This window comes from Pseudomonas sp. BF-B-30 (assembly GCF_019956305.1).
In the GTDB taxonomy this organism is placed as follows: Bacteria; Pseudomonadota; Gammaproteobacteria; order Pseudomonadales; family Pseudomonadaceae; genus Aquipseudomonas; species Aquipseudomonas jessenii.
On sequence record NZ_JAHBDG010000019.1, the window covers coordinates 23,357 to 49,026 of the forward strand.

Below are 25,670 nucleotides of genomic sequence, written 5' to 3' on the forward strand. Positions count from 1 at the left end.
GAACGCAGCCCCTGCAGAGAGATCTGCCATGCCAGCCAGCCTTGCCCCCGGAGTGACACGCCGAGAAATCTGGGCCTGGGCGATGTTCGATTTCGCCAACTCCGGCTACACGACCGTGGTGATCACCGCCGTGTTCAACGCCTACTTCGTCGCCGTGGTCGCCAAGGGCGAAGCCTGGGGTACGCTGGCCTGGACCAGCGCCATATCCCTCTCTTACGCCCTGATCATCCTGACCGCTCCGCTGATCGGTGCCTACGCCGACGCCTTCGCCTGCAAGAAGCGTCTGCTGCTGTTCAGCACGGTCGGTTGCGTCGTCTTTACCGCTGGACTGGCGTTGGCCGGGCCGGGGGAGCTCGGCGTTGCGATTCTGTTCATCGTGCTATCCAACTACTGCTTCGGCAGCGGCGAGAACCTGATTGCCGCCTTCCTGCCCCAGCTCGCCCGTGCGGATGCCTTGGGCAAGGTGTCCGGCTGGGGCTGGGGGTTGGGTTACATTGGCGGTTTGGTCAGCCTGGGCGCCTGCCTGGCCTTCGTTAGCTGGGCCCAGGCGCAAGGCCAGACGGCGGCGCAGTTCGTGCCGGTGTGCATGCTGATCACTGCGGTCTTGTTCGCGTTGGCCAGCGTACCGACCTTCCTGTTCTTGCGTGAACGCAGCCTGCCGCAGACAGGGAGCAGCGACAGGCCTATCCCGCAGGCGGCGCTGGCGCGCTTCGCGCAGACGCTGCGCGAAGCCGACCGCTATCGTGACCTGCTGCGCTTCCTTGCCTGCACCGTCTGCTACCAGGCCGGTATCTCGGCGGTGATCACCCTGGCTGCCATCTATGCCAATCAGGTCATGGGCTTCAATACCCAGGACACGCTGCTGCTGATCTTCGTGGTGAATATCACGGCCTCCATCGGTGCCGTGCTGTTCGGTTGGCTGCAGGATCGCCTCGGCCATCGCACCACGCTGGCGCTGACCCTGCTGGGCTGGCTCGGCATGGTCGGTCTGGTCTGGGTCGCGCGCGGCCCCGGGCTGTTCTGGCTGGCGGCCAACCTCGCTGGTCTGTGCATGGGCGCCAGCCAATCGGCCGGACGTGCGATAGTCGGTCTGCTCGCGCCGCCGACGCGGCTGGCGGAGTTCTTCGGCCTCTGGGGGCTGGCCGTCAAACTGTCGGCAATCCTCGGCCCCATGACTTACGGTCTGACCAGTTGGCTGTCCGGAGGCGATCACCGCCTGGCGATGCTGATTACCGGCAGCTATTTCGTTGTCGGCCTGCTGATCCTGGCCGGCGTCAACCTGGAGCGCGGGCGGCAGGTAGCTGTCAGCCATACCGAGAGTCTCGAAAAGTGAAAGGGACTCCCTGCATCGGGTCGGTCTTCGCCTGTCGAAACTGACCTAATTCGGCCAAAAGCAGCCGGTGACGAATCAAACACAACGATGTGTCCGGTCTGCCAAACACATTCGCCTAATGAGTTTTCACATAGCTTGAAAAAATCATGCGAATAGGGATAGATCGCTTTGAAACGTCAACTCATCACATGTCCCGCTGCCAGGTCTATTTATGCCGCTCAGCTTTCATAAAATGCACGCCAATGGCGATGATTTCGTTATCGTCGACTCGCGAAAATCACCGAATCCAATCACCAGCAATATGGCTCGTCTAATGGGAGATCGGAACCGAGGAGTCGGCTTCAATCAACTCGCGGTGGTGTTTGATTGCGATGATGCAGATGCGCGTTTGATGTTCTGGAATGCAGATGGCTCAACGCTGGATGCTTGTGGCAGCGCAACGCGCGGGGCCGCTGATATGCTGATGCGTGAATCCAATATGACTTCGGCAGCACTGCGAACCAACCGTGGCCTGCTGACTTGCGAACGAACTTCAACCGGCGCCATTTCTGTAAACATGGGAAAGCCACTTTTGGGTTGGTCGGATGTTCCTCTGGCTTTGGAAATGGACACTTTAGTGATGCCACTTGCCGGTCACCCAACAGCTTGCAGCATGGGAAATCCGCACTGCACCTATTTTGTGGATGATCTGACAGCCGTTGAGATTGCAACGATTGGACCGGGAGTTGAAACCAACCCCTTGTTTCCCCTCAGGACGAACGTGCATTTCGTCCAGATCATTGACCGAAAGCACATCCGGTTGCGAATTTGGGAGCGCGGGGGCGGTATCCCGCTGGGTTCAGGCTCCTGCTCTTGCGGCGCCGCAGTTAACGGAATTCGTCGTGGCTTGCTAGACAATTGCGTTGAGGTCGAATGTGACGGCGGAGCTGTAACGGTTCAATGGGATGGCGAGGGATCAGTTTTTCTCACCGGGCCGGTAGAGACGACTTTTTCAGGAACAATCGCGGATGCTTTGTTGAAAGCTTGATTTTCAGGTAGGCCGCTATTGGCCGACTTTTGCCTGTCGCCACCGTCTGCTTTGGGTTGTGGATTCAACCGGTCGATGACTATGCCGATCAGTCGACCATCACTGTCGCGCTCAGCTAGCGTCGGTGCCGCCATCGCCCGTTCTTGCCTCAAATTCATCATTGTTCTCCCGTAACCCGTGTTTTGCTCTTCGTCAAAGTCAGGCTCAACAGTACCGAAATCAAGATGATGCCGCCGACTGTGGTCAGCGACCATTGGATCGGCATGTGCCACCACGGCGCGACCAGCATCTTGCCGCCGATGAACACCAGTACGATGGCCAGACCATATTTGAGCAAGTGGAAACGGTAGGCCATGTCGGCAAGCAGAAAATACAGTGCGCGCATGCCCATGATGGCGAAGATGTTGGAGGTGAACACGATGAAGGGGTCGGTGGTGACGGCGAAGATAGCCGGGATGCTGTCGACCGCGAACACCAGGTCGCTGGCCTCGATCAGTACCAGCACCGGGAACATCGGCGTCGCCCAGCGCAGGCCGTTCTGGCGCACGAAGAAGCGCTCGCCGTGAAAACCGTCGGTGATGCGAAGATGGCTACGCAGCCAGCGCAGCAAAGGGTTCATTTCGAGGTCTGGTTGCTGGTTGGCGAAGATCAGCATCTTGAAGCCGGTGATGAGGAGGAAAGCGCCAAAGACATAGAGCAGCCAGGCAAACTCCTGCACCAGCCAGACACCGGCGAAAATCATACCGGCGCGCATGATGATGGCGCCGAGCACGCCATAGAGCAGGACGCGGCGCTGCAACTCTGGCGGCACGGCGAAATAGCCGAAGATCATCACGAAAACGAACATGTTGTCGATCGACAGCGACTGCTCGATCAGGTAGCCCGTCAGGAATTCGAGCGTTGTACGCTGGGCCACTTCGGCGCCGAACATGCCGCGCAGATACCACCAGAGCAGGACGGAGAAGACCAACGCCAAACTGGTCCAGGCGATGACCCAGGCCAGCGCTTCGCGTACTGAAACACGATGCGCCTTGCGCCCGCCGAAGACGAAAAGATCCAGCGCCAGCATGGCGAGGACGAACCCGATAAAGGCGACCCACATCCAAGATTGGCCGACGCTAATGGTGGTCATTTAACTATCCAAGGTTGGCCGATACTCATATAGCGCCGCACGATCACCCGCCCCAATGCGGGCGGCGCAGTGACTTAAGCTGTAGGCCAGGCGCTTGCTGAAGTAATCTCGAAACCGCGGCATTGGATGGCCATTTGCATGACTGTCTCCGCATGAAGTAAATGGGCTGGAAGAGGTCATGCTAACGGGCATGTAGCATCAGTAAAAATCGTTTATTCGTTGCGAATTGTTCGTTTTTTACGAAGTGTTGATTCAGATGCTCGGCTACCGGCAATTGCATAACCTACAAATTGATGTTGAGGCTGTCGCACCCGTCACCCAAAAACTTGATCCGGTTGGATTTCCTCTCTATCGAGAATGCAAAGACACCTGGTATCGGGCTGACAATGTAGAAGTAGGCCAGCGCGAATTCATCGTCCTGGACCCCGCCAGCTACACTCATTCGATACATTTCCGCACAGAGACTTCCGCCATGACGACCAAAACCGCAATCGTATTCGCTGGCGGTGGCAGTTTGGGGGCGGTGCAGGTGGGAATGTTGCGGGCCCTGGTCGAAACCAATGTTCGATTTGACATGGTGATTGGTGCTTCGGTAGGCGCTATCAACGGTGCCTACTTTGCCGCAAGACCCGATTCCGATGGCGTCCAGGCACTCGCCGGATTCTGGCGCGGGCTGAGTAAAACTGACATCTTCCCCCTCTCTTGGTTCGATACCTGTAGAGGATTGATCAAACGGCGTGGCTATCTGTTGCAGCCGTCGGCCTTGAATCGGCTGCTGGGTCAGGCACTGCCCATTCACCGCATTGAGGATGCGGTGCTGCCCCTGTACATCGTCACCACCAACCTGCTCAGTGGTGCCGAGACGGTCCTGTCCAGTGGCGAACTCGAGCAGGCGTTACTGGCAAGCGCTGCCATTCCGCTGGTGTTCCCCTGCGTACAAATCGCCGATCAGTTTCTGGTTGATGGCGGCGTGGCAAGCAATACACCTATTTCGACTGCCGTAGCCTTGGGAGCCACCAACGTCGTGGTAATCCCCACCGGAGTGAGTTGCGACCTGACGCAACCTCCCCGAGGACTGGTCGCCTTGGCCCTGCACACCGTCAATCTGATGAGCATGCGCCAACTGGTGAGCGACATCGAACACTTCCGCACTGTCACCAGTCTGCACATCGTCCCGCCCTTGTGCCCGGTGGATGTCTCGGTTTTCAACTTTGACCAGACCGAGTCTTTGCTGCAGCGTGCCTATGAGCAGACCCTTCGGTGGCTGGAACGTGGGGGGCTCGAACGCACCAAGGTCCCTGGTGCCCTTTCCATCCATTCGCATGCCCATGAGCATTGAGTGATGTGAATTACCAAAACAGCGAACCTTCAGGCCGCAGCACCCAGCGATGCCTGCGTTTCAAAATCAACCCAAATCAGCTCGCCCTACCCGCCCTAAATGCCGCCATCCTGGAGCTCACGCTTCGGGTTGCCCATGATGTGGCGGCAACGTTTAGCGATGAGGCCCCTCTACATTACACCGATGAAAACCGCTTTCGATAATCACTGGGACCAACCCCGAGACGCCGCATGAATGCCCTCCTGAACCCGTCCGTATTGGCATAACCTACTGTATCGGCCAAGCGCTTGAGTGATACGTCCGAGTCTTCGATTAACCGTCTGGCCGCATCGATGCGCGCCAGTTCGACAAATTCGGCCGGGGTTGAACCGGCTTCGGCCTTGAAGGTACGGGCGAAGTTGCGCTCGCTCATACCGGCGCGGGCGGCCAGGATGGGTACGCTCAAGTCGGCCTTCAGGTGTTCCACAACATAATCCTGCACGTCTCGGATCACGCTGCGTTCGGCGGTTTGTGCTGCCAATTGCGCACTGAACTGCGATTGTCCGCCGGGCCGCTTGAAGAACATCACCATTTCACGGGCAACGCTGAGCGCCAGTTCTCTGCCGTGGTCTTCTTCGACCAGCGCCAAAGCCAGGTCCATGCCCGCCGTGACCCCTGCCGAGGTGTAGATGTTGCCATCCTTGATAAAGATGCTGTCCGGGTCGACATGGGTTTGCGGGTGTTCCCTGGCCAGCTTTGCGCTGGAGTTCCAGTGAGTGGTGACACGGCGTCCGTCAAGCAGCCCGGCGGCGGCCAGCAAAAAAGCACCGCTACAGACGGAGCCGATACGACGTACGGATTTCGCCTGCCGGCGTAGCCATTCCTGCAATGCAGGGTCCAGGGCAATTTCATCGATGTGTGGACTGCCAGCGACAAGCAAGGTGTCAATCTTGCCTTTATACGTTTCAAAGGTGTCGTCGATGGCAAGCTTCAAACCACTTGAGCTTTTGATCATCCCTTTGCCGGTGCCGATCACTTCAACCCGATAGGCGCGTGGGTTGCCCAGTTGCCTGGCTGCTTCGGCGAAGACATCGGCAGGTCCGACAACGTCCAGCAGTTGCACGCGGGGGAAGGCCAGGAGGGTTATGCGCATGATGTCTGTCCTCGTCGAATCATTGGCTGAATACGTCGCTTAATGACTATTTCAGCCAAAGTCTGTTTGGCTGAAAATAGCCCCAACAGCAAATTCAGTCAAACGGGAGACTGCCATGAACACTGCATATACCCCCACGGTCGCTGCCGCTCAATCGGTGCAAACCAGCAATACGTCCATCAAAAACCTGCCTGTCAATCTGTTCGGCTCGGTCATGGGTCTGGCCGGTCTGGGACTGGCTTGGCGCTTGAGTGGTCAGTATTACGGCGTCGCGGTGTGTTGGGTGAAGCGATTGGCGCCCTGGCCGGCGTGGTATTCGTGCTGTTGACCTTGGGTTACCTGGGCAAATGGGTGAAACATCCAGAAGCGGTAAGGGCCGAGTTCAACCATCCGATCGCCAGCAACTTTTTCGGCACCGTCACCATTGCACTGTTGCTGCTTTCGGCAGTCGCCGCGCCCCACAACGAATTGCTCGGACGGGCTCTCTGGATACTGGGCAGCGCACTGACGGTGTTGCTCGCAGGCCTCGTGGTTTTTCGTCTGTTGTCGGGCAATCAGGATTCGTTGAATGCCGTACCTGCCTGGTTGATTCCGGGTGTTGCCACCCTCGATATCGCGGTTACCGGTGCGCATATGCCCATGGCCTGGGTTGCTGAGTTCAACCTGTTTGCCCTCGCCGTGGGTGCGGTGCTGGCGCTGGTTTTCTTCACCCGGATCTTTTCGCGGCTGGTGCATGAGACAACGCTGGCCAAAGGCATGGTGCCTTCGCTGATGGTCCTTATTGCCCCCTTTGAAGTCGGTTTCCTGGCGTACACCAACGTGTTCGGCGAGATCGACAGGTTTGCCAGCGTATTGTTCTACTTCGGCCTGTTTCTGTTCGTGGTGCTCGGCTTCAAAGTGTTCCGTCGCGATGTGCCCTTTACCCCTTCGTGGTGGGCAATCAGCTTTCCCATCGCGGCCCTGAGCAATGCCGCGCTGAAATATGCACATGCCCAGGACAACACCGCGCTGATGGTAATCGCTGCTGTAATTCTGTTGTTTCTCACCGTGGCACTGACCGTGTTGTTGGTGAAAACCCTGATCAGCCTGTTCAGCGGCAAACTGTTGGCCAACTGACCTTTTACCTCCCTTTGGCGAGCCTTGACCGGCTCGCTTTTTTTTGCCCACACAGGTTTCATCGAATGACTTACAACGCATCGTGGTTACTGCTGATCGTTGCCGGACTCCTGGAGATTTTCTTTGCGGTCGGCTTGAAATCTGCCAATGGCCTTGAAAGGCCCTGGCTGCTGGTCGGCACGGTCGTAGTATTGGCCGGCAGTTTGAGCCTGTTGACGATGGCTTTGCGGGTGCTGCCTGTAGGAACCGCCTATGCGGTCTGGACCGGCATCGGCGCTGCCGGCACAGCCGTCGTTGGAATGTATTGGATGGGTGATGCGGTATCGTTCTGGAAACTTGTCTGGATCGGCATGATCCTGCTGAGCGTCGCCGGACTACGCTGGGCAGCATGAACAGGGCAAATAATTAATTGATTAACAGCCCCATTTTTTTAGTCCAGTGAGGAACAGGAAACATAGACGAACGGAGTCACTCGGGTTTCGTAGACGCAGTCGAACGTCTACTGATTTCAGAGTCTTAAATCCATGTCGCCTTACTACCCGGCCGCCTGAGCAGGTTCAACCTCAGTTCGACGCGCTGGAGGTTAAAGCCCCGGCAACCTTGAACACCCGCACCATGCCCTCATTCACAAGCGGAATATTCGACTCCGCTCCTTCGCGTCATCCCGTCTCCCCTTCCCAGTAGTCTGAATCTCCTGCCCCGCCTGGGAGTATCGGCCGATGTATATCGCCCGGCGTTTATCCATAGTTGTGGCATGTACCAAAAAAAGGTCCGCGGTCCGGCCTTGGTGACTGCAATTGCTTTGGAGAAAGTCATGGCTACTCAGAAAAAAAACTCATCGTCAACGAACGATCAGATCGCACTATTCACCCAGCCCCTCACCACTGACCTCAACGAGTCATTGGTGACAACGTCGGTTACAGCCAGCGCTCTGGGCGTCGTGGCGACCGGCGAGGACGTGACCCTGGATGAAACGGCCGGATTGCAGAACGCCACTGCCACGCCAACCCCTGCGGGGGACGCTGACGACAACGACATTCTGGTGGCGTCCCTGCCCACGACATTCGCTAACCGTTTGGCCGGACTGGGGGCAGGCACCGCCACGGGTGCGGCCTTGAGCGGCTATACCGGTGCCGCGGGCAACACCGGCAGCGATGCATTCACCGTCACCGCCGCGCCCGGAGGAAGCATTACCGATATCAGCTTCACCGACAGTTCAGGCGCACCGCTCAATGGCCTGGACAGCGGACTCGATACCCTCGATGGCACCAGCATCCTTCTCTATACCGATACGAACGACAACAACATCGTCGTGGGCCGAGCCGGGGGCCCGGCCGGTGCGATCGTGTTCGCTGCCTACATTGAAGAAACCGGTTCGCCGGTCACGGGCGGCAAGATCTGGACCGTGGAGTACCAACCGCTCAAGCATCCCGATATGACGAATGCCGATGATTCGCTCAATCTGCTGAATAAGGTTTTCATCGGAGCCAGTGAGGATTTGGTATTCAGCCTGGCCAATGCGCCCTCCGGTCAGAACCTGTTCCTGATGTTCACGAAGGCGAACCCGAACGTTGTCGATGTCGGTGGTGTGTTGCGGATCACGGATCCCACCATCATCGCCACCGGCAAGGACCCCGCAGACCAGTCAAGCGGCGTCAACATAAACACTGGCGACACGATCAATACCAGCCAGGCGGGTGGCCCGACCACCTTCGGCACCAACAATCAGATGATTGTGGAGCAAGAGGGCATCCGCTTTTCGTTCGTCACGGGTGCCAGGCAGAATGTGACCATTCCCAACCTGGATCAGAACGAAGCCGACCTTGAATCCAACGTCGACTTTACCGACGTCTACAACACGAAGTCGGCCAATTTCGACGTCGTGCAATTGCAAAGCGGCAAGAGCGCTATCGTAAAAATCAGCGCATTCAGCACCGCGGCTGAACCTGGCGTGAATTTCATCAATGGATACGCAGGCGATACGTCGGTGGCCATCACCAATGTTCGCGTGATCAACAATAGCACCGGGCTGGTGATCGAGAATTCAGACGGATCGGTGAATGATCCGGCCATTACCATCAGCTTTGCTGCAGGGGTCGCAACCCTCACCGGCATTAAAGCCGGCTACCAGATTGAATACACCACTACGGCGGATCACAACCGCGTGCTGATCGAGAACGGGGCGGCCGTCACTGCCAAGGGCAATGACCACGCCGACTTTGATATCGGTGGTTTCACGCTGGTCAAAGCCTCTGTTACGACCACCGAAATCGGCTCCAAGATGATCTTCGACGACGACGGGCCGAGCATCAGCACCACCGGCACGGAGCCGACGCTGACGGTGGACGAGACGGTACTGGCGACCAACGACACCCAGAGCTTTGCCGCCAACTTCACCTCGGCGTTTGGCGCCGATGGTGCCGGCACCCTGACCTATGCGCTGGGCGTGGTGGCCGGAGCTTCCGGGTTGACCGACACGGAGACAGGCGAGGCGGTGAACCTGTCGCTCAACGGCACCGTGGTCGAAGGCCGCACGGCCCTCGGCAACCTGCTGGTGTTCACGGTCAGCGTGGCCGCCAATGGCAGCGTCACGCTGGACCAGATCCGCGCCGTGGTGCATCCCGACCCAACCAATCCGGATGACTCGACGAGTTTGACCTCGGACAACCTGGTGACGCTGACGGCGACCACGACCGACGGGGACGGCGACAGCGCCCAGGCGACGCTGAACATCGGGCAGAACCTGGTGTTCAAGGACGACGGGCCGAGCATCACCACCACCGGCGTGGAACCGACACTGATGGTGGACGAAACGGTACTGGCGACCAACGCCACCCAGAACTTTGCCGCCAACTTCAATTCGGCGTTTGGTGCCGATGGCGCCGGCACCCTGACCTATGCGTTGGGCGTGGTGGCTGGAGCTTCCGGGTTGACCGACACGGAGACAGGCGAGGCGGTGAACCTGTCGCTCAACGGCACCGTGGTCGAAGGCCGCACGGCCACCACCAGCCTGCTGGTGTTCACGGCCAGCGTGGCCGCCAACGGTGATGTCACCCTCGACCAGCTCCGCGCTGTGGTGCATTCCAACACCACCAATCCGGATGACTCGACGAGCCTGACCTCGGACAACCTGGTGACGCTGACCGCGACCATTACCGACAAGGAGGGCGACAGCGCCCAGGCGACCCTGAACATCGGGCAGAACCTGGTGTTCAAGGACGACGGGCCGAGCATCACCACCACCGGCACGGAGCCAACCCTGACAGTGGACGAGACGGTACTGGCGACCAATGATACCCAGAGCTTCGCCGCCAACTTCACCTCGGCGTTTGGCGCCGATGGGGCTGGCACCCTGAGCTATGCGCTGGGCGTGGTGGCCGGGGCTTCCGGATTGACGGACACGGCCTCGAACCAGGCGGTGAACCTGTCGCTCAATGGCACCGTGGTGGAAGGCCGCACGGCCACGAGTAATCTGCTGGTGTTCACGGTCAGCGTCGCCGCCAATGGCAGCGTCACGCTGGACCAGCTCCGCGCCGTGGTGCATTCCGACCCAAGCAATCCCGATGATTCGAAGTCGTTGACCTCGGACAATCTGGTGACGCTGACGGCGATCAAGACCGACGGGGACGGCGACAGCGCCCAGGCAACGCTGAACATCGGGCAGAACCTGGTGTTCAAGGACGACGGGCCGGCACTCAGTTTCGGCAACCTGATCGGGACCGGTAGCGTCCTTGCGCAATCCGGGTTCTGGAGTATGGCGACGGGAGCCGACGGGCTGGGGGCGGCCGGTCTGGATATCTCGTTGGTCAATAACCAGTTCACCCTCGTCAGGCCAGACAACACGACCACGACCGGGACCGGCACGCTCAGCGAGCTGTCGCCATCACCGGATGTCAATGGCGCGTACCGGTTCGCGGGAACCTTGACCGGTGATTTCGACAACAACGCCGCAACGGCGAATACCACCGTCGACTACACGTTGACCGCCTATGCCGATGGTCGCTATGCACTGGATCTGGTGCAAGGCTTCAGTTCGACGATCGTGCTCAGCAGTGCCGACGGCTCGCTCGCTGCCGGTGGCCCGGATTCGGTGCGCACATTGTTGATTCCGCAGACGAGTAACCCGGCTATTCCTTCGACATCCGAGGAGATCGTGTTCTTTTCCGCGAAGGCGCTGGCGTCGACTGCGGACATCCTGACCGGTATCGGGCTCGGAGCACCCGACCCCACCGAAGCGGCGCTACAGACCAACCCCCTGCCGGGGTACATCGACCCGGCGGCCATGAACGTCAGCACGTCCGGCATCGGCGTCGCCAACAACGTGTTCCAGGGCGATAACCTGGCGGCAATCAGCGCCGCCGATGAAAGCTTCGTCATCAATCCAGAGAGCCTGCTGACGGGAATGAAGGTCTTCATCGACAACTCCGTGGCGGGTTACAACACCGCGACCGAAGACCTGTACTACAGGATCTACTACGAGAATGGCACGTTTTCAGACCGCATCGAGGTGAACACCCTGACGCCGGAGGCTGGCGGGCAGGTGTCCTTCCTCATTCAGAAGGAGGGTACGCTGCTGATCGACGCGGTTCAGCTGACGATGGGCCGGGGTGATATCAAGATTCCGGTGATCCAGTTCATTCAGCAGAGCGAGAGTCTGGCCAGCGATGTCCAGCTGGCGTTCAGCGCGACGCTGACGGACAAGGACGGGGACTCGGCGACGAGTACGTTTGACGCCAACCTGTTCGCCAACGACCCGGCCAACGCTTCCTTCGACTTCACGCTGGTTGGCACGGGCGGTGAGCAAGATGCGTTCAACATCGATCTGTCAGTCAATGAGAACCTGTACCAGGTCACCGGCTTCGATGCGGGCCTGGGCGTGCGGGACAAGCTGGTACTCAACGGCGACCCGAACGCCGTTGTCCAATCGATCAACAACACCGGTGCAGACAGCGTCGTGACGGTTGCCGAGACGGGCGGACAAACAACGACCATCACCTTGGTCGGGGTTGATGTTCTGAATACCGACGTCTTTTTTGGCAGTGCTTGAAGCTTTGCGCGTGAACGGATGCGAGGGTGGCCTAGGAAACCACCCTCGCATTTTTTTTGCAGTTCAGATACGAGATCCCCTTGATCCCATGCGCTGTGAACTGGCGAGCAGCACAAGGCTTAAAGAACGCCGCTGCGTGCATATTGGGGTCCGTTTGTGTGTTTGCACGCAAAAACAGCAGATGGACCTCTGCCTGCACCCTCCCCTTAGGTGCTTCAGGCTTTTCATGTTGACCCATCGATCTGCAGGCTTTTTCCGCCCCACATTCGCGTACACAGCCCCCAACCTGGGCCTGTTTTAGCCGGGTGCAGGTATGCAGAAAAAACGACACATTCAGACCGCAGGCGTGGCTGGAGGACGACGGCGCGCGCCTGGTCAAAAATCCCTCCTCCGCCCCCAAGTACGCCAAGGCGCAGCATCTGGTGCAAGAAACGAATGCCTGGCCGGGGAGATCAGAACCGAGGAAGCGACGCAGTGGGTGGCCGACGTGAACAACGAACGGGCATGGATCATGCTTGAGTATGGGAGACAGTTCAGGGGTTGATCGAGATCCGCTGCAAGCCTTGCCGGCGATCGATGGGCTTTGACTACATTCAAGGAGCGGTGCAAAACGCTGAAGCGCGGGCCGCAGCAAAAAGGTAGCCCGCGCATTACGAGTAACGGGGGCTATGTTCAATTGCCCGGTACAGACAAGGCGCTGCTGGTTGAAAGCTGCGCCGCTGATGGCAACGAAGCCCCCAAACCGCTGGTGCACCAGTGCATACATTTTGCGGCTTAAGAGTGAACACGCTAATCAGAAAGGAAGTTCGGCATGCTGTTTTTCAAACCCGAGCGACAACTAGCGCTTGAACTAGACCTCGAGGGACTATCGCTCCGTCTCAAACCCCTCAGTACCACCATCAAGCTGATGACGTCTCACAGGTTGCGGAAGTATCAACGGGCCCTGGAAAACGACATAGGCGGACTACCTGGGTTTATGGCGTTGTCGGTTGAGGGAAAAGTCAACTACATGATTCCCATCATTTCGCAAATGAACGAAGCCAGAGATCAGCAGAATGAAGTCGATTTCATAGCGGCCTACCTGACCGTCATGCTGCTGGAAAGCATCAGCTGCGGCTATCATTCGACGATGAACTTGGTCTTTAGCGGGATGGAAAGTCTCGCCGCGTTCCGGTGGGATGAGTCATAAAAAAACCATCCAACAAGAAACTCTGGAAGCCCTTATCAACAACCACGTGCTGGGCGAGCGCCACGACTTCGAGGAGTGGCAGGAGACGGTGTCCACGCTCCTCATCAATCTGGCCAAAGCACCTGCCGATCAGTCTGTCCGCTTCGCCAACATGTCGCGACCTGAAATCGTAGTTTCTGAAAAGTGGTCGCGAAAGCTAGTAGGGTTCGCCAAGACCGGTGTCGAAATCTGGCGGTCTAGCTACTGCGCTGGCGCAGTCTCAACTACTTGACTTGATCATATGCATCATTCATCACTTTAATGGCGTTTAACACATGCGGATGTTCAGCCCAGCGGTATGCAGCATTTCCAAGTAAGCCGGCTGTCGCGTTGTCCATCAGGCTTTTTACATCAAGCCCGCTGGCGACGGCCGCTCCAATAATTGCTACAAGCGCTTGCTCTAGTGCAATTTCGCGATCACTAACCACTGCATCTCCTTAAACCGACCCCATGCCGGCCTGAAAGATTAATCGCTCACCCACAACCAAATTGCCACTACACCCTGTCGCATCCGGTCACGGAGTACGGCGCTTGAACCACCCTAACCCTTTTCGCGTGCTTTCCACAATCAATCGATGCTTTGTAGTCTCGATACGCGTAATCGCAGGCACTTGGCTCGACCGAGAATGGATCAACAAGCATTGTTGGGTGCGCTCGGTGTGAAAGATCTGTCTTGCTACCGTCATCTCCTCAATCAACTGCCGATTGACTGAGTAGTAGCCACAGTTCGGACATCATCAAAATTGGTCATCGGAAAAGCTTACTCGGCGCTCTCGCGACATACGAGACAGGACGAACTGCCACCTCCACTCACCCACTTTCTGCCGCCAAGCACGGTATGGAGACGCTCAGGAACATCCAGGCCAACGGGTGACCGACATTCGATTGATGGATGAGCGAGACGTCCGCGAAGGGCAGATATGGGTGCTGAGGATGGCACACCAATGTCGGTGGCGATGTTACGAGGAAGGTTTGACTTGGCCAGGGAAGCGCCTTGTGTCGCAAAGTCCGAGTTTCAAATGCGCGATTTACGCTCCAAAGCCGGTACGGACAAGGCCGAATCAAGCGGTGACATTTTGCAGGCCAGGGATCAACTTGGGCATACGACCGTTGTAATGACCGAGCAGTACATCCGCAACAGAAAGGGGAAGAAAGTCTCACCAACCAAGTGAATTGCGGACCAATCCAATAGTTGCGGACCAGAAACGAACAAGGGTTTGCCTAGCTTTCGCTCGCAAACCCTTGATTTATATGGTGCCCGAAGCCGGAATAGAACCCTTGGCTGAAGGCCGCGCGAATAGAGGGCTCTATTAGTTTGGATGATTTGCTTGCCCCCAAATCTGCCCCCAAAAAAAATTATGCCCCTGTTTGATACAGGTCGATGGCAGGGGGTCGTTCCCTCAAACGACACCCCTACTAATTAATCAGCCTGTACGCACATTGCAGCTTTTTAGCCGCGCTTGCGGTCGGGGCCCCCTCAATTTTGGGAGACGCAAAGTCGCCTCTGGCTGACCAGCAACCTCTGTCATCCAAGCGGAATTCGGTACTCTCACCCTCCCCTGTTCATGCCATTATTCCGCCAGTCATGCCCTTTTTATGCAGTCGTGCCCATGCCCAAGGCTGGGCACAACTGAGGGCACGAGGGCACGGCTGAGGAAAAAGTGCTCTCCGGAATGTGGGCATGTCGACTCAAGTTTGACCAGGTGAATGGCACCGACTCCGTTTAAAACGGATGCAGCAAATGATTCGGCACAGTCCGATTTCCAAATAGGAGAACGTTGGACGATATCGTGCTAACGGCGCGAGCAACCCAATAAGCGCACCATAGATTGTCCGTCATCCAATGTGTGACTGATTTCAAAAAACGGGGGAACAGGGGAGCAGTGGGAGCAGTGGGAGCAACCAATGTTTCCGAGGCTTTCGCCGGGGAAACCTGAACCCCAGTGTTTTTGGGGGAACAGAGGCTGCCAGATCGACGGAGCAGCCACTTGAGTTAACCAAGAGTTAACTGAGTAAAGTAGTCGGTTAACCCTTGGTTAACCGCCATGAAAGCCCCAGCCCGCCTGCCTATCAGCCGATTTAACCGGCCAATTCGAGCGGTTAACCAGTTAACCGAGTAATTTAGTCGGTTAACTCCTTAGTTAACCGCCCTGAAAGCCACGGCCCGCTTAGCTCTCAGGCGAACTGAAGAATGCCATAGTTAACCAGCTAAAATGCTTAGTTAACCGGGCTACAAGCCACGGCGCGTAAGGCTTTCAGCCCAGTTAACCAACCGAGTTAACCAGTTAACTAACTTTGGCGGGCTGCCGCTAACAAATTTACGCGAGTCTTCGCACCCGTTCATCTCACAAAATGCCAGGGTCCCCGGCGTGTTCATAGAAAACGTAGGCCGCTGTTTAGCTGAGGGCAACGGAATTGCACGTACTTGTCCGTTTAGGTGAATTGCTACCGTCATTAGCTACCTATATGCACAAGAAAAATGACTGGTCGTATGGGGTAGATTGCGATCCACGCAGGCGAGTCACCCGAGGGGTATTGGAAAGGTAATGGACGCTAACAAAGCAGTGAACTAGCCTATTGCCAGTATCGTGACAATAAAAAGGTTGCTATTGGTACCCGCTGATCTCGTACGGCGTGTGGCTTACCAGCGGCTAGACAATACTCTCGTTTTGATAGGGATATCCTCCATGCGCATCAAATCCATCAAACTCACCAATTTCCGTGGTTATCGCGATATCACCGTCATTCCCATTGCCGAAGCCATGACTGGCATCGTTGGGCGCAATGACTATGGCAAATCGACAATCCTTGAAGCATTAGCCATTTTCTTCGAGACCGACGGCGCCAAGGCGGACAAGAATGATATGAATTGCTTCTGCCTGGCTGAGGGGGGAGAGCAGTTTGAAATCGCTTGTGAGTTCGAAGAGCTTCCTGAAGCGCTAGTGTTGGATGAGGTCGCCGAGACCTCGCTGGCCCAGGAGTATCTGCTCAATGCCGAAGGGGCTCTGGAAATCGTCAAAACTTTTAAGGCCGCTACCGGCAAGCAAGATAAAACAGCGATTCGTTGCCAGCATCCCGTCAATCCGGCACTGAGCAACCTGCTCAGCTTAAAGATGATCGATCTGAAAAAACTCGGTGAGCAGATGGGTGTTGCAGATGCGGTGGTGGACAAGCGTGTAGCCGCACTTTGGCGGCAGTCAATTCGCAATGCCGCGGCACCGATAGTCTGTCAAGAAACGCTGCTGGATGTGGACAAGGGGTTGTCCACCGACAGCAAGTCTATCTGGGGCAAGATTCAAGACCTACTACCCACCTTTGCCCTTTTCAAAGCTGATCGTGAAAGCAGTGACGGTGACGCCGAGGCCAAAAATCCGTTGCAGCAGGCCGTCAAGGACGCTCAAGCAGTACTGCAGGAGCAGATCAGCGCACTGGAGCAGCAGATTGAAGCAAGCGTGCTGGATGTGGCCACTCGTACCTTGGATAAACTGCGAGAAATGGCCCCCGAACTAGCCAATGAGCTAACCCCACGCTTCAAGGAAAAGCCGAAATGGACCTTCAGCTTCACCTTGGACGGTGAATACGGCATCCCAATCAACAAGCGCGGCAGTGGGGTGCGCCGATTGATCTTGCTGAATTTCTTTCGCGCTGAAGCGGAAAAAGCGGTGGTAGGTTCGCAGCGCAATGTGATCTACGCAATCGAAGAACCAGAAACCTCCCAGCATCCCAACTACCAGATGATGTTGATGAAGGCACTGCTGGCGCTGTCCAACCAACCCAACCGGCAAATTATCGTCACCACCCATGTACCAGCACTGGCAGGCCTCATACCTATTGACGGTATCCGTTACGTCACAAGGGATGAACGAGGTAATCCAATCGTCAAAATGCCGGATGCAGATGTGCTCAAAGAAGCTGCTGAAAGTTTGGGTGTTTTACCCGAAAGCGGCATGGAACGGGCCGCCGGCATCATCTTGGTAGAGGGAAAGTCTGACATCACCTTCCTTCGCCATATCGCCACAGTCTTGAAAGCAAATGGCAACCTTGCTCACGATCTGGATGACAAGCGACTCGTACCTATTCACGTGGGTGGATGTGGCAACGTCAAACATTGGGTAACGCACAAACTTGCCGACGAACTGGGTTTACCTTGGTGCGTATTCCTCGATTCTGATATCGGTGGAGATCCTGGGCAGGTAAAGGCTAATCAGAAGCGCAAGCAGGAGGTCGAAGGATCAGGGCGTCCGTTCTACTCGACGCGCAAACGCGAGATAGAAAATTACATTTGCCCTAGTCTGGTCAAAGCTCAGACCGGGCACTCTTGCAACTACACCGATACCTGTGACGCGAAGACAATCATCGGTGTTGGTGTGGGCATGAAGCCAGATGATGTGTCTGACCGCTTCTGGCCTTTGATGACTGCAGAGCAGATCATCCAGCGTTCGCTATATCGGGACGGTGATGAAGAGAAGTCTGAGCTGAAAGAATTGATGGATGGTCTGTTATCACTTGCAGACTGATTCGTATGAGTTCATGCAGGGCGAGTAATTCCCGTCTTAATCCGCTCGATGGCCCATTACATTTCTGAACCGTCCTGGTCTGTCCCTTGGCGCTTGAAAAAAACTGAAAGGCTTCAACTTTGAAACTGATCGCAAACCGCGTCAATGGAACACATCTTAGGGATATCTTGCCCGCGCTCTCGGGAGAGGTGCAGGTGGATAGCGTGCTGGCTGCCGTGGCCTACGGCGGGAGTGCATCTGATATCACTAAGGACCTTGTGGGTCACGCAGTCTCCAATAAATTACGATTGGATTTATGGATGCGTTACGACCATACGGTGCCGGTCTCGGTTGAGTTTCTCAAGCGTCTGTTCAAGCACCAGCAGGACAACGTGTTCACTCGATTCGTGCCGGACTGCTTTCACCCCAAGGTCATCTGGTGGAAGGGCTATGGTGCCTATATTGGTTCGGCCAACCACACGGACAATGGCTGGCTTACCAATATAGAAGCGGGTGTTTTTCTCAGCGAGGATGAGCTAGTTGCCAATGGCATGGACACTCAGCTGGAGGATTTCTTTGAGTACTTGCGTGAGCTGGATGTCACCATCCCCATCTCTGCCGACTACATTGCCGAAATGGAGCGTCTCAGCGCATTGAACAAAGACGTTTACGCTGCGGCGAAAAAGGCCAGAAAGCATGAGGAATGGCAAGGTCCTAGTTTTGTGGCAAACAAGGCCGCATTTGATCGGCGTAAGGACAACTTCAAAAAAGAGTGGTTGGACACCCTGGGGATACTGCAGGGTATCCAGCAACAGCTCTCAGACTACCGCCCTATTTGGGTCGATGAAAACGTACCGCCGGCCTGGCAGGTAGATCAGTTCCTCCATGCCTACTACTACAACCATGTGGGCGATGACTTGCGTAAGCCTTATGAGGATTACTACAAACGAAATCATGCTGATCCTCAATCTGCGTTGAAAGCTGAGCTGGAGTGGTGGCATGGCCTACAGTCCGCTCCCTCTTCCGAAGATGTCACCTTTTACCAAAACGCTCCGAAAATCCGCGTGCTACTCGACAAGGAAAAAGTGCTCAGTTTGAGCGTCGATGAGTTTGAAATCCTGTGCAGAAAAACTCATGCCACGATGAACCATGTCATCAAGGTACCTATGTCTGTGTTAGGCCGTCCTGGTGTGCAATCCATGGACAAAGAGGGGCGCGTGAAGCTATTCGCGTCGCTCATCATGAGTGAACGGAACAGTAACGGATGGGACATCCGCAAGCTGCTGCACTACGTGCTTTATGGAGGTACTGATTCGGAAATCTGGGAGCGCATCTACTACGCAGGCCGTGATGCGAACTTCAGTATCGCCCGCTACGGCTTGAACTCCATTGCTGAAGTTGTTGGCTGGGCAAGACCTGAGGTGGTGCCGCCTAGAAATGGTCGTACCAGTAAAGCCTTACGTGCCTTGGGGTTTGATGTGAAGGTCTATTGAGCAAGCCTTCTCTGAATATGCCACTGTTCGAAGCTAAGCCCTACTGACCATAGGTGTGATAACGCCTCTGTATCGCATCACTTCAGCAAAACGAACCAAATATCATAAGGTAGTCATTTGCGAGACCAGATAATCAAAAAGATCGTCCATCGAGACATCAGCATAGAAGCTTACGATGAGTACTCATCTTTTAGCCTCAGCTCGCCTGCAGCTATCACCGAAGTGGTTAGGAATACTTTAGCTTCGATACCGCCTGCTTTTGGCTCATGCGTGATGATAAGCGCGGGTCTCGTTGCTGCACTCCGGGCACTCCACTCGATACCCGCAGTCGCCATGCTTGGGGATTTGCTTATAGAGGATATTCCGGTCTTTAAGTGCAATGGAAACCTCCCAATGCCCCGCTATGACGGCGAGGTGATTGAGGCCTCTTGGGACGGGCACTGTTGGGTGGAAGTCGCAGGCATGATTTGTGATTTATCGGTATTTCGGTCCGCATACGCCATCCAGCGACCTAGCCTATTGAAAACTTTTGTCCTTGAGCAATTCGGGACCGGAAAAGGAGCGCTCATGTCCTATCCTGAACAGCTGCCCCAAGGAATGGAATTTGTTCCTAAACACGCATTAAGTGATTTTCAGATCAGGTGCGTCTTAGAGGGCCTTTCAAGGCAAAAAGCGGAAAAGTCTAATCAATAGCTCACTATGCGATATCGGAGCAAAAGCAATCTTTGTCGTGGGGTTCAAGCACTCGGACTCCATACTCAGTTTTAGGCATTTTAAATCCTCACCTTTGGTTGTTTTCTGAAAGCCCTTGCAGCCCTTATTTTGCAAGGGCTCCAGAGGATTACCGGAATCTCCGGATCTAACACTCGTCTACACAAGCCGTGACCAAATTGACCCGTATCTAACGACCCAAACGGAAATCGATCAGTCTGGCCCTCCCCTGAATGGTTATTTCGCCATCGTGGGCAGCCAATCTGCGATACACCAACCAAGGCCATTCAGCCATCAACATGGTTGGCCTGAGTCGTTGCGGTTAACAGGGCCGAAAAACCCATAGGGTGCGGGGTTCGCGGTGATCGACTAAACAACAACCAACCACCGAAAAAAGGTCATATGTACCGAAGACGCGGGGCCCGAATTACCCCCTAGGGCCACCCATCCGGGAGGACCCTTGAAATTCAAGGAAGTCCATGATTCAGACGTAATGACGGAAAAGATCGTGCAGCAGCGTATGTCATATGGATAAATCAGACATCGGAAGAATTTCCGACCTTTCCTACGTCCGCAAGCCTCCGAGACAGGGCTGACTTTTAGATGAGGAGCATCGAAGTACTGCCGGGGTGCCGGAAATGCATCCCGTTGCCCAAGGCCTTAGCCAGGCCCGGGATCACCCGCTTTGGCGCTTTGAATCCTCTTATAAGATTAATTTTGGTTTTCGACTTCAGGCCTTACACGGGGCTGTCTATAGCGCTTTCGGCCTTTGTCGGCCATCTTGCTCCTGTCTTGCTCAGCAATGGGCTTTTCCCGTGGATTGACTCTCAACCATGGTTGATTCTGGAATGATCTTGCAGCCCACCTGTTCTAAGCCTTCCAGTGCGTTACTAGTGATGCTTCATGCCCAAAGTCCCTCGCCATTGGCATCAAGCGACTCCATGACTTGCTCCGTATGTTCACCACGGATCGGTGTCGCCCCAGGGGTGACCCTTTGACCGTCGAAGCGCGGCGCGGGGCGAGCCTGTAACATGCCGTCGCGCTCGAAGTACACATCCCTATGGACCATGTGAGGATGTCCGGATGACTCCTGCGGGCTGAGCACCGGAGCGAAGCACACGTCTGTCCCCTCGAGCAGCTCGCCCCATTGCTCACGTGTACGGCTGCTGAAGATTGTCTCGAACGCCGAACGCATTTCTCCCCAACGACTCATGTCCCATTGCCGGATGAAGCGAGGGTCGTCGACCAGCTCCAGCTTTTCCAGGAGTAGCGCATAGAACTGTGGCTCCATGGCCCCCAGGGAAATGTAATGGCCATCCGCGCAACGGTAAGTGCCATAGAAATGGGAGCTGTCATGCATGCTCTTGCCCCGCTGCTCCTGAATTCCGCCACGGGGCGCCATCGACATCAACAGCTGCATCATGTGCGCCGAGCCATCGACGATGGCAGAATCGACCACGGTGCCTTTACCCGTTGTACGCGCATTGAGGATGCCCGCCAGCAGACCGATTGCCAGATAAAGAGCTCCACCGCCAATGTCGCCGATCAACGTGATGGGCGAAGACGGCGCTTCGCCCTCGGTCCCGCAGTAATACATCGCCCCTGACAGCGAGATGTAGTTGTTGTCATGACCTGCCGCCTGAGCCATCGGGCCATTCTGACCCCAGCCCGTCATGCGCCCGTAAACCAGCTTCGGATTCCGCGCCAGCAGAACCTCCGGCCCCAACCCGAGACGCTCCATCACACCCGGGCGCATGCCTTCGATCACCGCGTCCGCGCTTTCGACCAGCTTCAGTACGGTCTCGCGCCCCTCGGGTGTTTTCAGGTCGGCTACCACGGAGCGCTTTCCACGATTCATCACGCTTTTCGAAACTTTCTTCTCGCCTGTAACAGAGACCGCTTCGCCACGTTCAACAGCGATGACTTGCGCCCCCAAATCTGCCAGATGCATGGCACAGAACGGCCCGGGACCGATGCCGCATATTTCTACGATTTTGATGTCGCCAAGCATGGCTACCCTCTTCTCATCCAGTTGTGTATTGCCGGTCGGGGCCAGGGTATTACCGCGTCTGCGTGCACAACCCCGCCCGACCATTCACCCGACACTCACTGGTCGAAGACAATCACCGAACGCGCCAGCTCGCCGCGACGCATCTCGTCGAAGGCAATATTGATGTCTTCGAGTTTGATGCGCTGCGAAATCATCTCGTCGAGTTTGAGCCGGCCCTGCATATAAAAGTCGGTCAGGCTCGGCAGATCGACCGGAAAACGGTTCGAACCCATGATTGACCCTTGAATACGGCGGGCCTGCAGAAGCTGGAAAGGATCGAGCTCAAGCTTGGTGCCCGGCTTCATCATGCCGATGATCGTCGCGCAGCCACCACGTTTGAGCATGCCGAATGCCTGCTCGGCCGTCTGCTTGAGGCCGATACACTCAAATGAGTGATCAACGCCGCCTCTGGTCAGCTCGATGACCTGTTGAGCCGTATCGCCATTCTTCGCATTGATGACATCGGTGGCGCCAAACAGCCTGGCCAGTTCCAGCTTCGAATCGAGCATGTCGATGGCAATGATGCGGCCGGCACCGGCCAGTACCGCACCATTGATCGCAGCCAGGCCGATGCCGCCACAACCCAGTACCGCCACGGTTTCGCCCGGACGAACTTTGGCGGTATTGAATACCGCGCCGGTGCCTGTAGTCACAGCGCAACCAAGCAGCGCGGCGCGGTCGAGCGGCATGTCACGGCGGATAGCGACCAGAGCATGTTCATGAACCAGCATCTGTTCGGCGTAGGCGGACAGGTTGGCAAATTGCGGCATGGGCTTTTGCACGTAGGTCAGGCGTGGTTCGTCACCCTTGCTGCGGCGGGTTTCCGGCGATACGCACAGCGACAAGTGCCCAGTGACGCAATGGGCGCAATGGCCGCAATAAACCGACAGGCATGTGACCACATGATCACCCGGTTTGACGGTGCGTACGTCCGAGCCCACCTGTTCGACGATACCCGCCGCCTCGTGACCAAGCACCACTGGAGCCGGATGCGGATACATCCCGTCGACGACATGCAGGTCCGAGTGACAGACACCTACAGCGACAGTGCGCACCAGGACTTCACGTGGACCCGGTTTGCTGATCCCGACTTCCTCGATGGTCAAAGGGGAACCCGGCGTGTGGAATACGGCTGCTTTCATGATTTACCTCGATGGAAATTGTTGTTTTTGTTTTGGTTACGTAAGCGCTCAGGCTCACGCCACGAACAGGCTGGAGCTTCACAAGCTTCGATCGGTCAGCCCTGCCCAGAAGCCCTCGGAACCTGCGGCAATTGCCGCCTGCCCCAGCACCTTGGCCCAATGTGCATCACTACCGAATTCATCTCGCCAGGACCAAAGGCGACGCGTGGCGAAATGCAGGGTGTGTTCATAGGTAAAGCCGATAGCGCCGTGCACCTGATGTGCCACCGAAGCGGCCAGTGTCGCCGCTTCACCGGTACACACCTTGGCTACGGCGATGTCGAATGCCAGGGTGCTGTGGCTACCTGCCGTGCCGAGGAAAAGACCGCTCGCACTGCGCAAGGCAACTTGCACAGCCATGCGCGCAGCCCCAGTGGCACCGGCCATCTGCGCTAGGTATTGCTGCAGTACCTGTTGTTTGCCGATCGGCTTGCCGAATTGCACACGTTCATTGGCATACATCACTGCTTTGTCGATGACAGCTTCAAGCGTGCCAACCAGAGTGCAAGCGCGCACCAATGCACCGAGATGCCAGACCGGATCTTGCAGATCGGCCAGTTGCAATTGACCGATGGCCTGACTACTGGCGTCGGCGAAAACAAGCGTATCGCGCTCTTCATCGGCAAAATTGCTACCGGGTGCCAAGGTAATAGCCGCCTGACGCAGGTCGGCCAGCGCCAGGTTCTGGCCATCGGCAACGACGGCCCAGCGACAACTGCGTGCCCACGGTACATTGACGGCTCGGCCGTCGAGGCGTGCACTGTTTTTATCCAGTCGCAGATCGCCCAGACGACCGGCCTGAATCAGGGTGATCGGACCTTCCGGCACTTCCATCCCGGCGTGTGCCAGTAGCGCTGCACCGAGCATGGTTTCTGCCAGGGGCAGCGGCGCCTGCCAATAGCCGATGGCGTGCAGCACCGGACTGGCGTCCAGCCAGCTGGCACCGCTGCCACCCGCGGCTTCTGCTACCAGCGCGCCGGGCAGGCCATTGTCGACGACCATCTGCCATAGCGACTCGGCCCGGTGGCCGTCATCGAAGCGTTCGAGCAATTCACGGGTGACTTGTTTGGCGAACAGACGCTCGACGCTGTCGGCGATCATGCTTTGCATTTCTGAAGGGGCGCCGTCATCCACACCCTGGTGATTGATTGTTGTATTCATCGCAGTCCAAGACCTCCGGCGATAATGCCGCGCAGAATTTCACGAGTACCGCCACGCAACGAGAAGGACGGCGCACTCTGAGTCATGAAGCGCATCACCTGGTCGAGATCGGAATCGGGCTCACGCTGATCACCGAACAGATCGTGAGCGACGTCCGGAATAGCCTGTTCGAGCAAGGCACCCTGGTCCTTGACCACTGTCGCCGGGATCGCCGGATTTTCTCCACGGGCGAGCATGCCGGCGACACCCAGCGACATCTGCCGCAGCGCGGCATAGCGTGCCGCCAGACGGCCGAGGCTGACCGCATGTCGAGTGTCTTGCGGGTCTGCCTCGTCCAGCATTGCCAGATACAGCTGGGTACTACTCAGGTAGCGCTCAGGACCACTGCGCTCCAAGGCCAGTTCCGCAGTGACCTGTAGCCAGCCATTGCCCAACTCGCCAATGACGAAATCATCGGGAACGAAGACGTTTTCCAGAAATACTTCATTGAAGTCATGCTCGCCGAGCATGTTGTAGATCGGGCGCACGGTCACGCCGGCGGCCTTGAGGTCGATGAGCAGTTGCGACAAGCCTGCGCGGCGATTGCCCTCTTCCTTCGGCCCGGTGCGCAGCAGCGTGATCATGTAGTGGGCCAGATGAGCGCCCGAGGTCCAGACCTTGCTGCCGTTGACGATCCAGCCGCCATCAGTTTTTTCCGCACGGGTGCGCACAGCCGCCAGATCGGAACCGACGTCGGGTTCACTCATGCCGATCGCCAGAAGCGTTTCACCGCGGGTGATGCCCGGGACGATCTGCGGGGCCAATACTTCCGGAGAAAACTTTATCAGCAACGGACCGCTCTGGCGTTCGGCCACCCAGTGCGCGCCAACCGGCGCACCTGCCGCAAGCAGTTCTTCCAGAACCACGTAACGCTCCAGCGCACTGCGCTCCTGGCCACCGTAACGCTTGGGCCAGGTCATGCCCAGCCAGCCGCGCTCGCCGAGCTTGCGGGTGAATTCCGGTACAAGACCGACGAGCCCTTTGGCACGATCGGCCGGCGAGTAGTGCTTGAGCTCTTCAGCGAGAAAAGTACGGACTTCTGCACGCAGCGCCTGCGTCGTGGCGTCCAGCCTACAAGGCCTGATATCGAGTGCCTGCATGGTTTCTGCTCTTTGAATTTTAGGGACAGGCGACCAATGTCGCTTGTTGGCTGACCAACAAGCGACTAAGCTATCAGCATTCTAG

General features: G+C 56.8%; 18 protein-coding genes and 2 pseudogenes. 13 read left to right on the top strand and 7 right to left on the bottom strand.

Going from position 1 to position 25,670, the window contains the following annotated elements:
- Positions 1-28: 28 nt before the first annotated feature.
- Both KGB29_RS12020 and dapF read left to right on the top strand, forming a co-directional pair.
- The gene (locus tag KGB29_RS12020; RefSeq protein WP_150814094.1) at positions 29-1,333 is read left to right on the top strand and encodes an MFS transporter; all 1,305 of its coding nucleotides are present in this window, start codon (positions 29-31) and stop codon (positions 1,331-1,333) included.
- A 211-nt stretch (positions 1,334-1,544) separates the two neighbouring features.
- On the top strand, positions 1,545-2,360 hold the full coding sequence (dapF, locus tag KGB29_RS12025; protein ID WP_150814093.1) for a diaminopimelate epimerase: 816 nt from the start codon (positions 1,545-1,547) through the stop codon (positions 2,358-2,360).
- Positions 2,361-2,517: 157 nt separating this feature from the next.
- Here the strand turns inward: dapF and KGB29_RS12030 are convergent, their stop codons facing one another.
- Complete coding sequence (locus tag KGB29_RS12030; protein ID WP_150814092.1) at positions 2,518-3,492, bottom strand: TerC family protein; 975 nt, start codon at positions 3,490-3,492, stop codon at positions 2,518-2,520.
- Between the two features lie 280 nt (positions 3,493-3,772).
- Between KGB29_RS12030 and KGB29_RS12035 the strand changes: the two are divergent.
- Positions 3,773-3,928: pseudogene (locus KGB29_RS12035) on the top strand (VOC family protein); the annotation flags it as partial.
- 36 nt (positions 3,929-3,964) lie between these two features.
- Positions 3,965-4,831 (top strand): patatin-like phospholipase family protein, encoded by an 867-nt coding sequence (locus tag KGB29_RS12040; RefSeq protein WP_150814113.1) that lies wholly within the window; start codon positions 3,965-3,967, stop codon positions 4,829-4,831.
- Between the two features lie 175 nt (positions 4,832-5,006).
- On the opposite strand, the gene KGB29_RS12045 is transcribed toward KGB29_RS12040, so the two are convergent.
- Positions 5,007-5,963, bottom strand: a complete 957-nt coding sequence (locus tag KGB29_RS12045; protein WP_090455525.1) for a GlxA family transcriptional regulator — start codon at positions 5,961-5,963, stop codon at positions 5,007-5,009.
- 115 nt (positions 5,964-6,078) lie between these two features.
- On the opposite strand from KGB29_RS12045, the gene KGB29_RS12050 reads away from it, so the two are divergent.
- The 6 genes from KGB29_RS12050 to KGB29_RS12075 all read left to right on the top strand — a co-directional run bounded on the left by KGB29_RS12050 (position 6,079) and on the right by KGB29_RS12075 (position 13,586).
- On the top strand, positions 6,079-6,291 hold the full coding sequence (locus KGB29_RS12050; RefSeq protein ID WP_223507712.1) for a hypothetical protein: 213 nt from the start codon (positions 6,079-6,081) through the stop codon (positions 6,289-6,291).
- Complete coding sequence (locus tag KGB29_RS12055; protein WP_263597717.1) at positions 6,240-7,079, top strand: SLAC1 anion channel family protein; 840 nt, start codon at positions 6,240-6,242, stop codon at positions 7,077-7,079. The genes KGB29_RS12050 and KGB29_RS12055 overlap by 52 nt, the downstream gene beginning before the upstream one ends.
- A 65-nt stretch (positions 7,080-7,144) precedes the next feature.
- Positions 7,145-7,471 carry a DMT family transporter gene (locus tag KGB29_RS12060; protein ID WP_150814091.1) on the top strand — a complete coding sequence of 109 codons (327 nt, stop codon included), beginning with the start codon at positions 7,145-7,147 and terminating at the stop codon, positions 7,469-7,471.
- A 422-nt stretch (positions 7,472-7,893) separates the two neighbouring features.
- A complete protein-coding gene (locus KGB29_RS12065) occupies positions 7,894-12,126 on the top strand; it encodes a DUF5801 repeats-in-toxin domain-containing protein (RefSeq protein ID WP_223507714.1) in 4,233 nt (1,410 codons plus the stop codon).
- A gap of 811 nt (positions 12,127-12,937) precedes the next feature.
- A complete protein-coding gene (locus KGB29_RS12070) occupies positions 12,938-13,315 on the top strand; it encodes a hypothetical protein (protein WP_150814089.1) in 378 nt (125 codons plus the stop codon).
- Positions 13,305-13,586 carry a hypothetical protein gene (locus tag KGB29_RS12075; RefSeq protein WP_223507715.1) on the top strand — a complete coding sequence of 94 codons (282 nt, stop codon included), beginning with the start codon at positions 13,305-13,307 and terminating at the stop codon, positions 13,584-13,586. The genes KGB29_RS12070 and KGB29_RS12075 overlap by 11 nt, the downstream gene beginning before the upstream one ends.
- Here the strand turns inward: KGB29_RS12075 and KGB29_RS12080 are convergent.
- Positions 13,579-13,782, bottom strand: coding sequence for a hypothetical protein (locus KGB29_RS12080; protein ID WP_057714624.1), 204 nt, complete (start codon positions 13,780-13,782; stop codon positions 13,579-13,581). The two genes, KGB29_RS12075 and KGB29_RS12080, sit on opposite strands and share 8 nt — an antisense overlap.
- A gap of 433 nt (positions 13,783-14,215) precedes the next feature.
- On the opposite strand from KGB29_RS12080, the pseudogene KGB29_RS28880 reads away from it, so the two are divergent.
- The 3 genes and pseudogenes from KGB29_RS28880 to KGB29_RS12095 form a co-directional block, all read left to right on the top strand.
- Positions 14,216-14,526 (top strand): annotated as a pseudogene (locus KGB29_RS28880) (integrase); the annotation flags it as partial.
- 1,515 nt (positions 14,527-16,041) lie between these two features.
- Positions 16,042-17,871, top strand: a complete 1,830-nt coding sequence (locus KGB29_RS12090) for an AAA family ATPase (RefSeq protein ID WP_223616407.1) — start codon at positions 16,042-16,044, stop codon at positions 17,869-17,871.
- 119 nt (positions 17,872-17,990) lie between these two features.
- Positions 17,991-19,343 carry a phospholipase D family protein gene (locus KGB29_RS12095; protein ID WP_223616408.1) on the top strand — a complete coding sequence of 451 codons (1,353 nt, stop codon included), beginning with the start codon at positions 17,991-17,993 and terminating at the stop codon, positions 19,341-19,343.
- Positions 19,344-20,955: 1,612 nt separating this feature from the next.
- Here the strand turns inward: KGB29_RS12095 and KGB29_RS12100 are convergent.
- The 4 genes from KGB29_RS12100 to KGB29_RS12115 all read right to left on the bottom strand — a co-directional run bounded on the left by KGB29_RS12100 (position 20,956) and on the right by KGB29_RS12115 (position 25,585).
- Positions 20,956-22,065 (bottom strand): CaiB/BaiF CoA transferase family protein, encoded by a 1,110-nt coding sequence (locus KGB29_RS12100; protein ID WP_223616409.1) that lies wholly within the window; start codon positions 22,063-22,065, stop codon positions 20,956-20,958.
- A 95-nt stretch (positions 22,066-22,160) separates the two neighbouring features.
- Positions 22,161-23,246, bottom strand: coding sequence for a Zn-dependent alcohol dehydrogenase (locus KGB29_RS12105; protein ID WP_223616410.1), 1,086 nt, complete (start codon positions 23,244-23,246; stop codon positions 22,161-22,163).
- A gap of 78 nt (positions 23,247-23,324) precedes the next feature.
- Positions 23,325-24,446 (bottom strand): acyl-CoA dehydrogenase, encoded by a 1,122-nt coding sequence (locus KGB29_RS12110; RefSeq protein WP_223616411.1) that lies wholly within the window; start codon positions 24,444-24,446, stop codon positions 23,325-23,327.
- Positions 24,443-25,585 carry an acyl-CoA dehydrogenase family protein gene (locus KGB29_RS12115; RefSeq protein ID WP_223616412.1) on the bottom strand — a complete coding sequence of 381 codons (1,143 nt, stop codon included), beginning with the start codon at positions 25,583-25,585 and terminating at the stop codon, positions 24,443-24,445. Before KGB29_RS12115 ends, KGB29_RS12110 begins: the two co-directional genes overlap by 4 nt.
- Between the last annotated feature and the right edge of the window lie 85 nt (positions 25,586-25,670).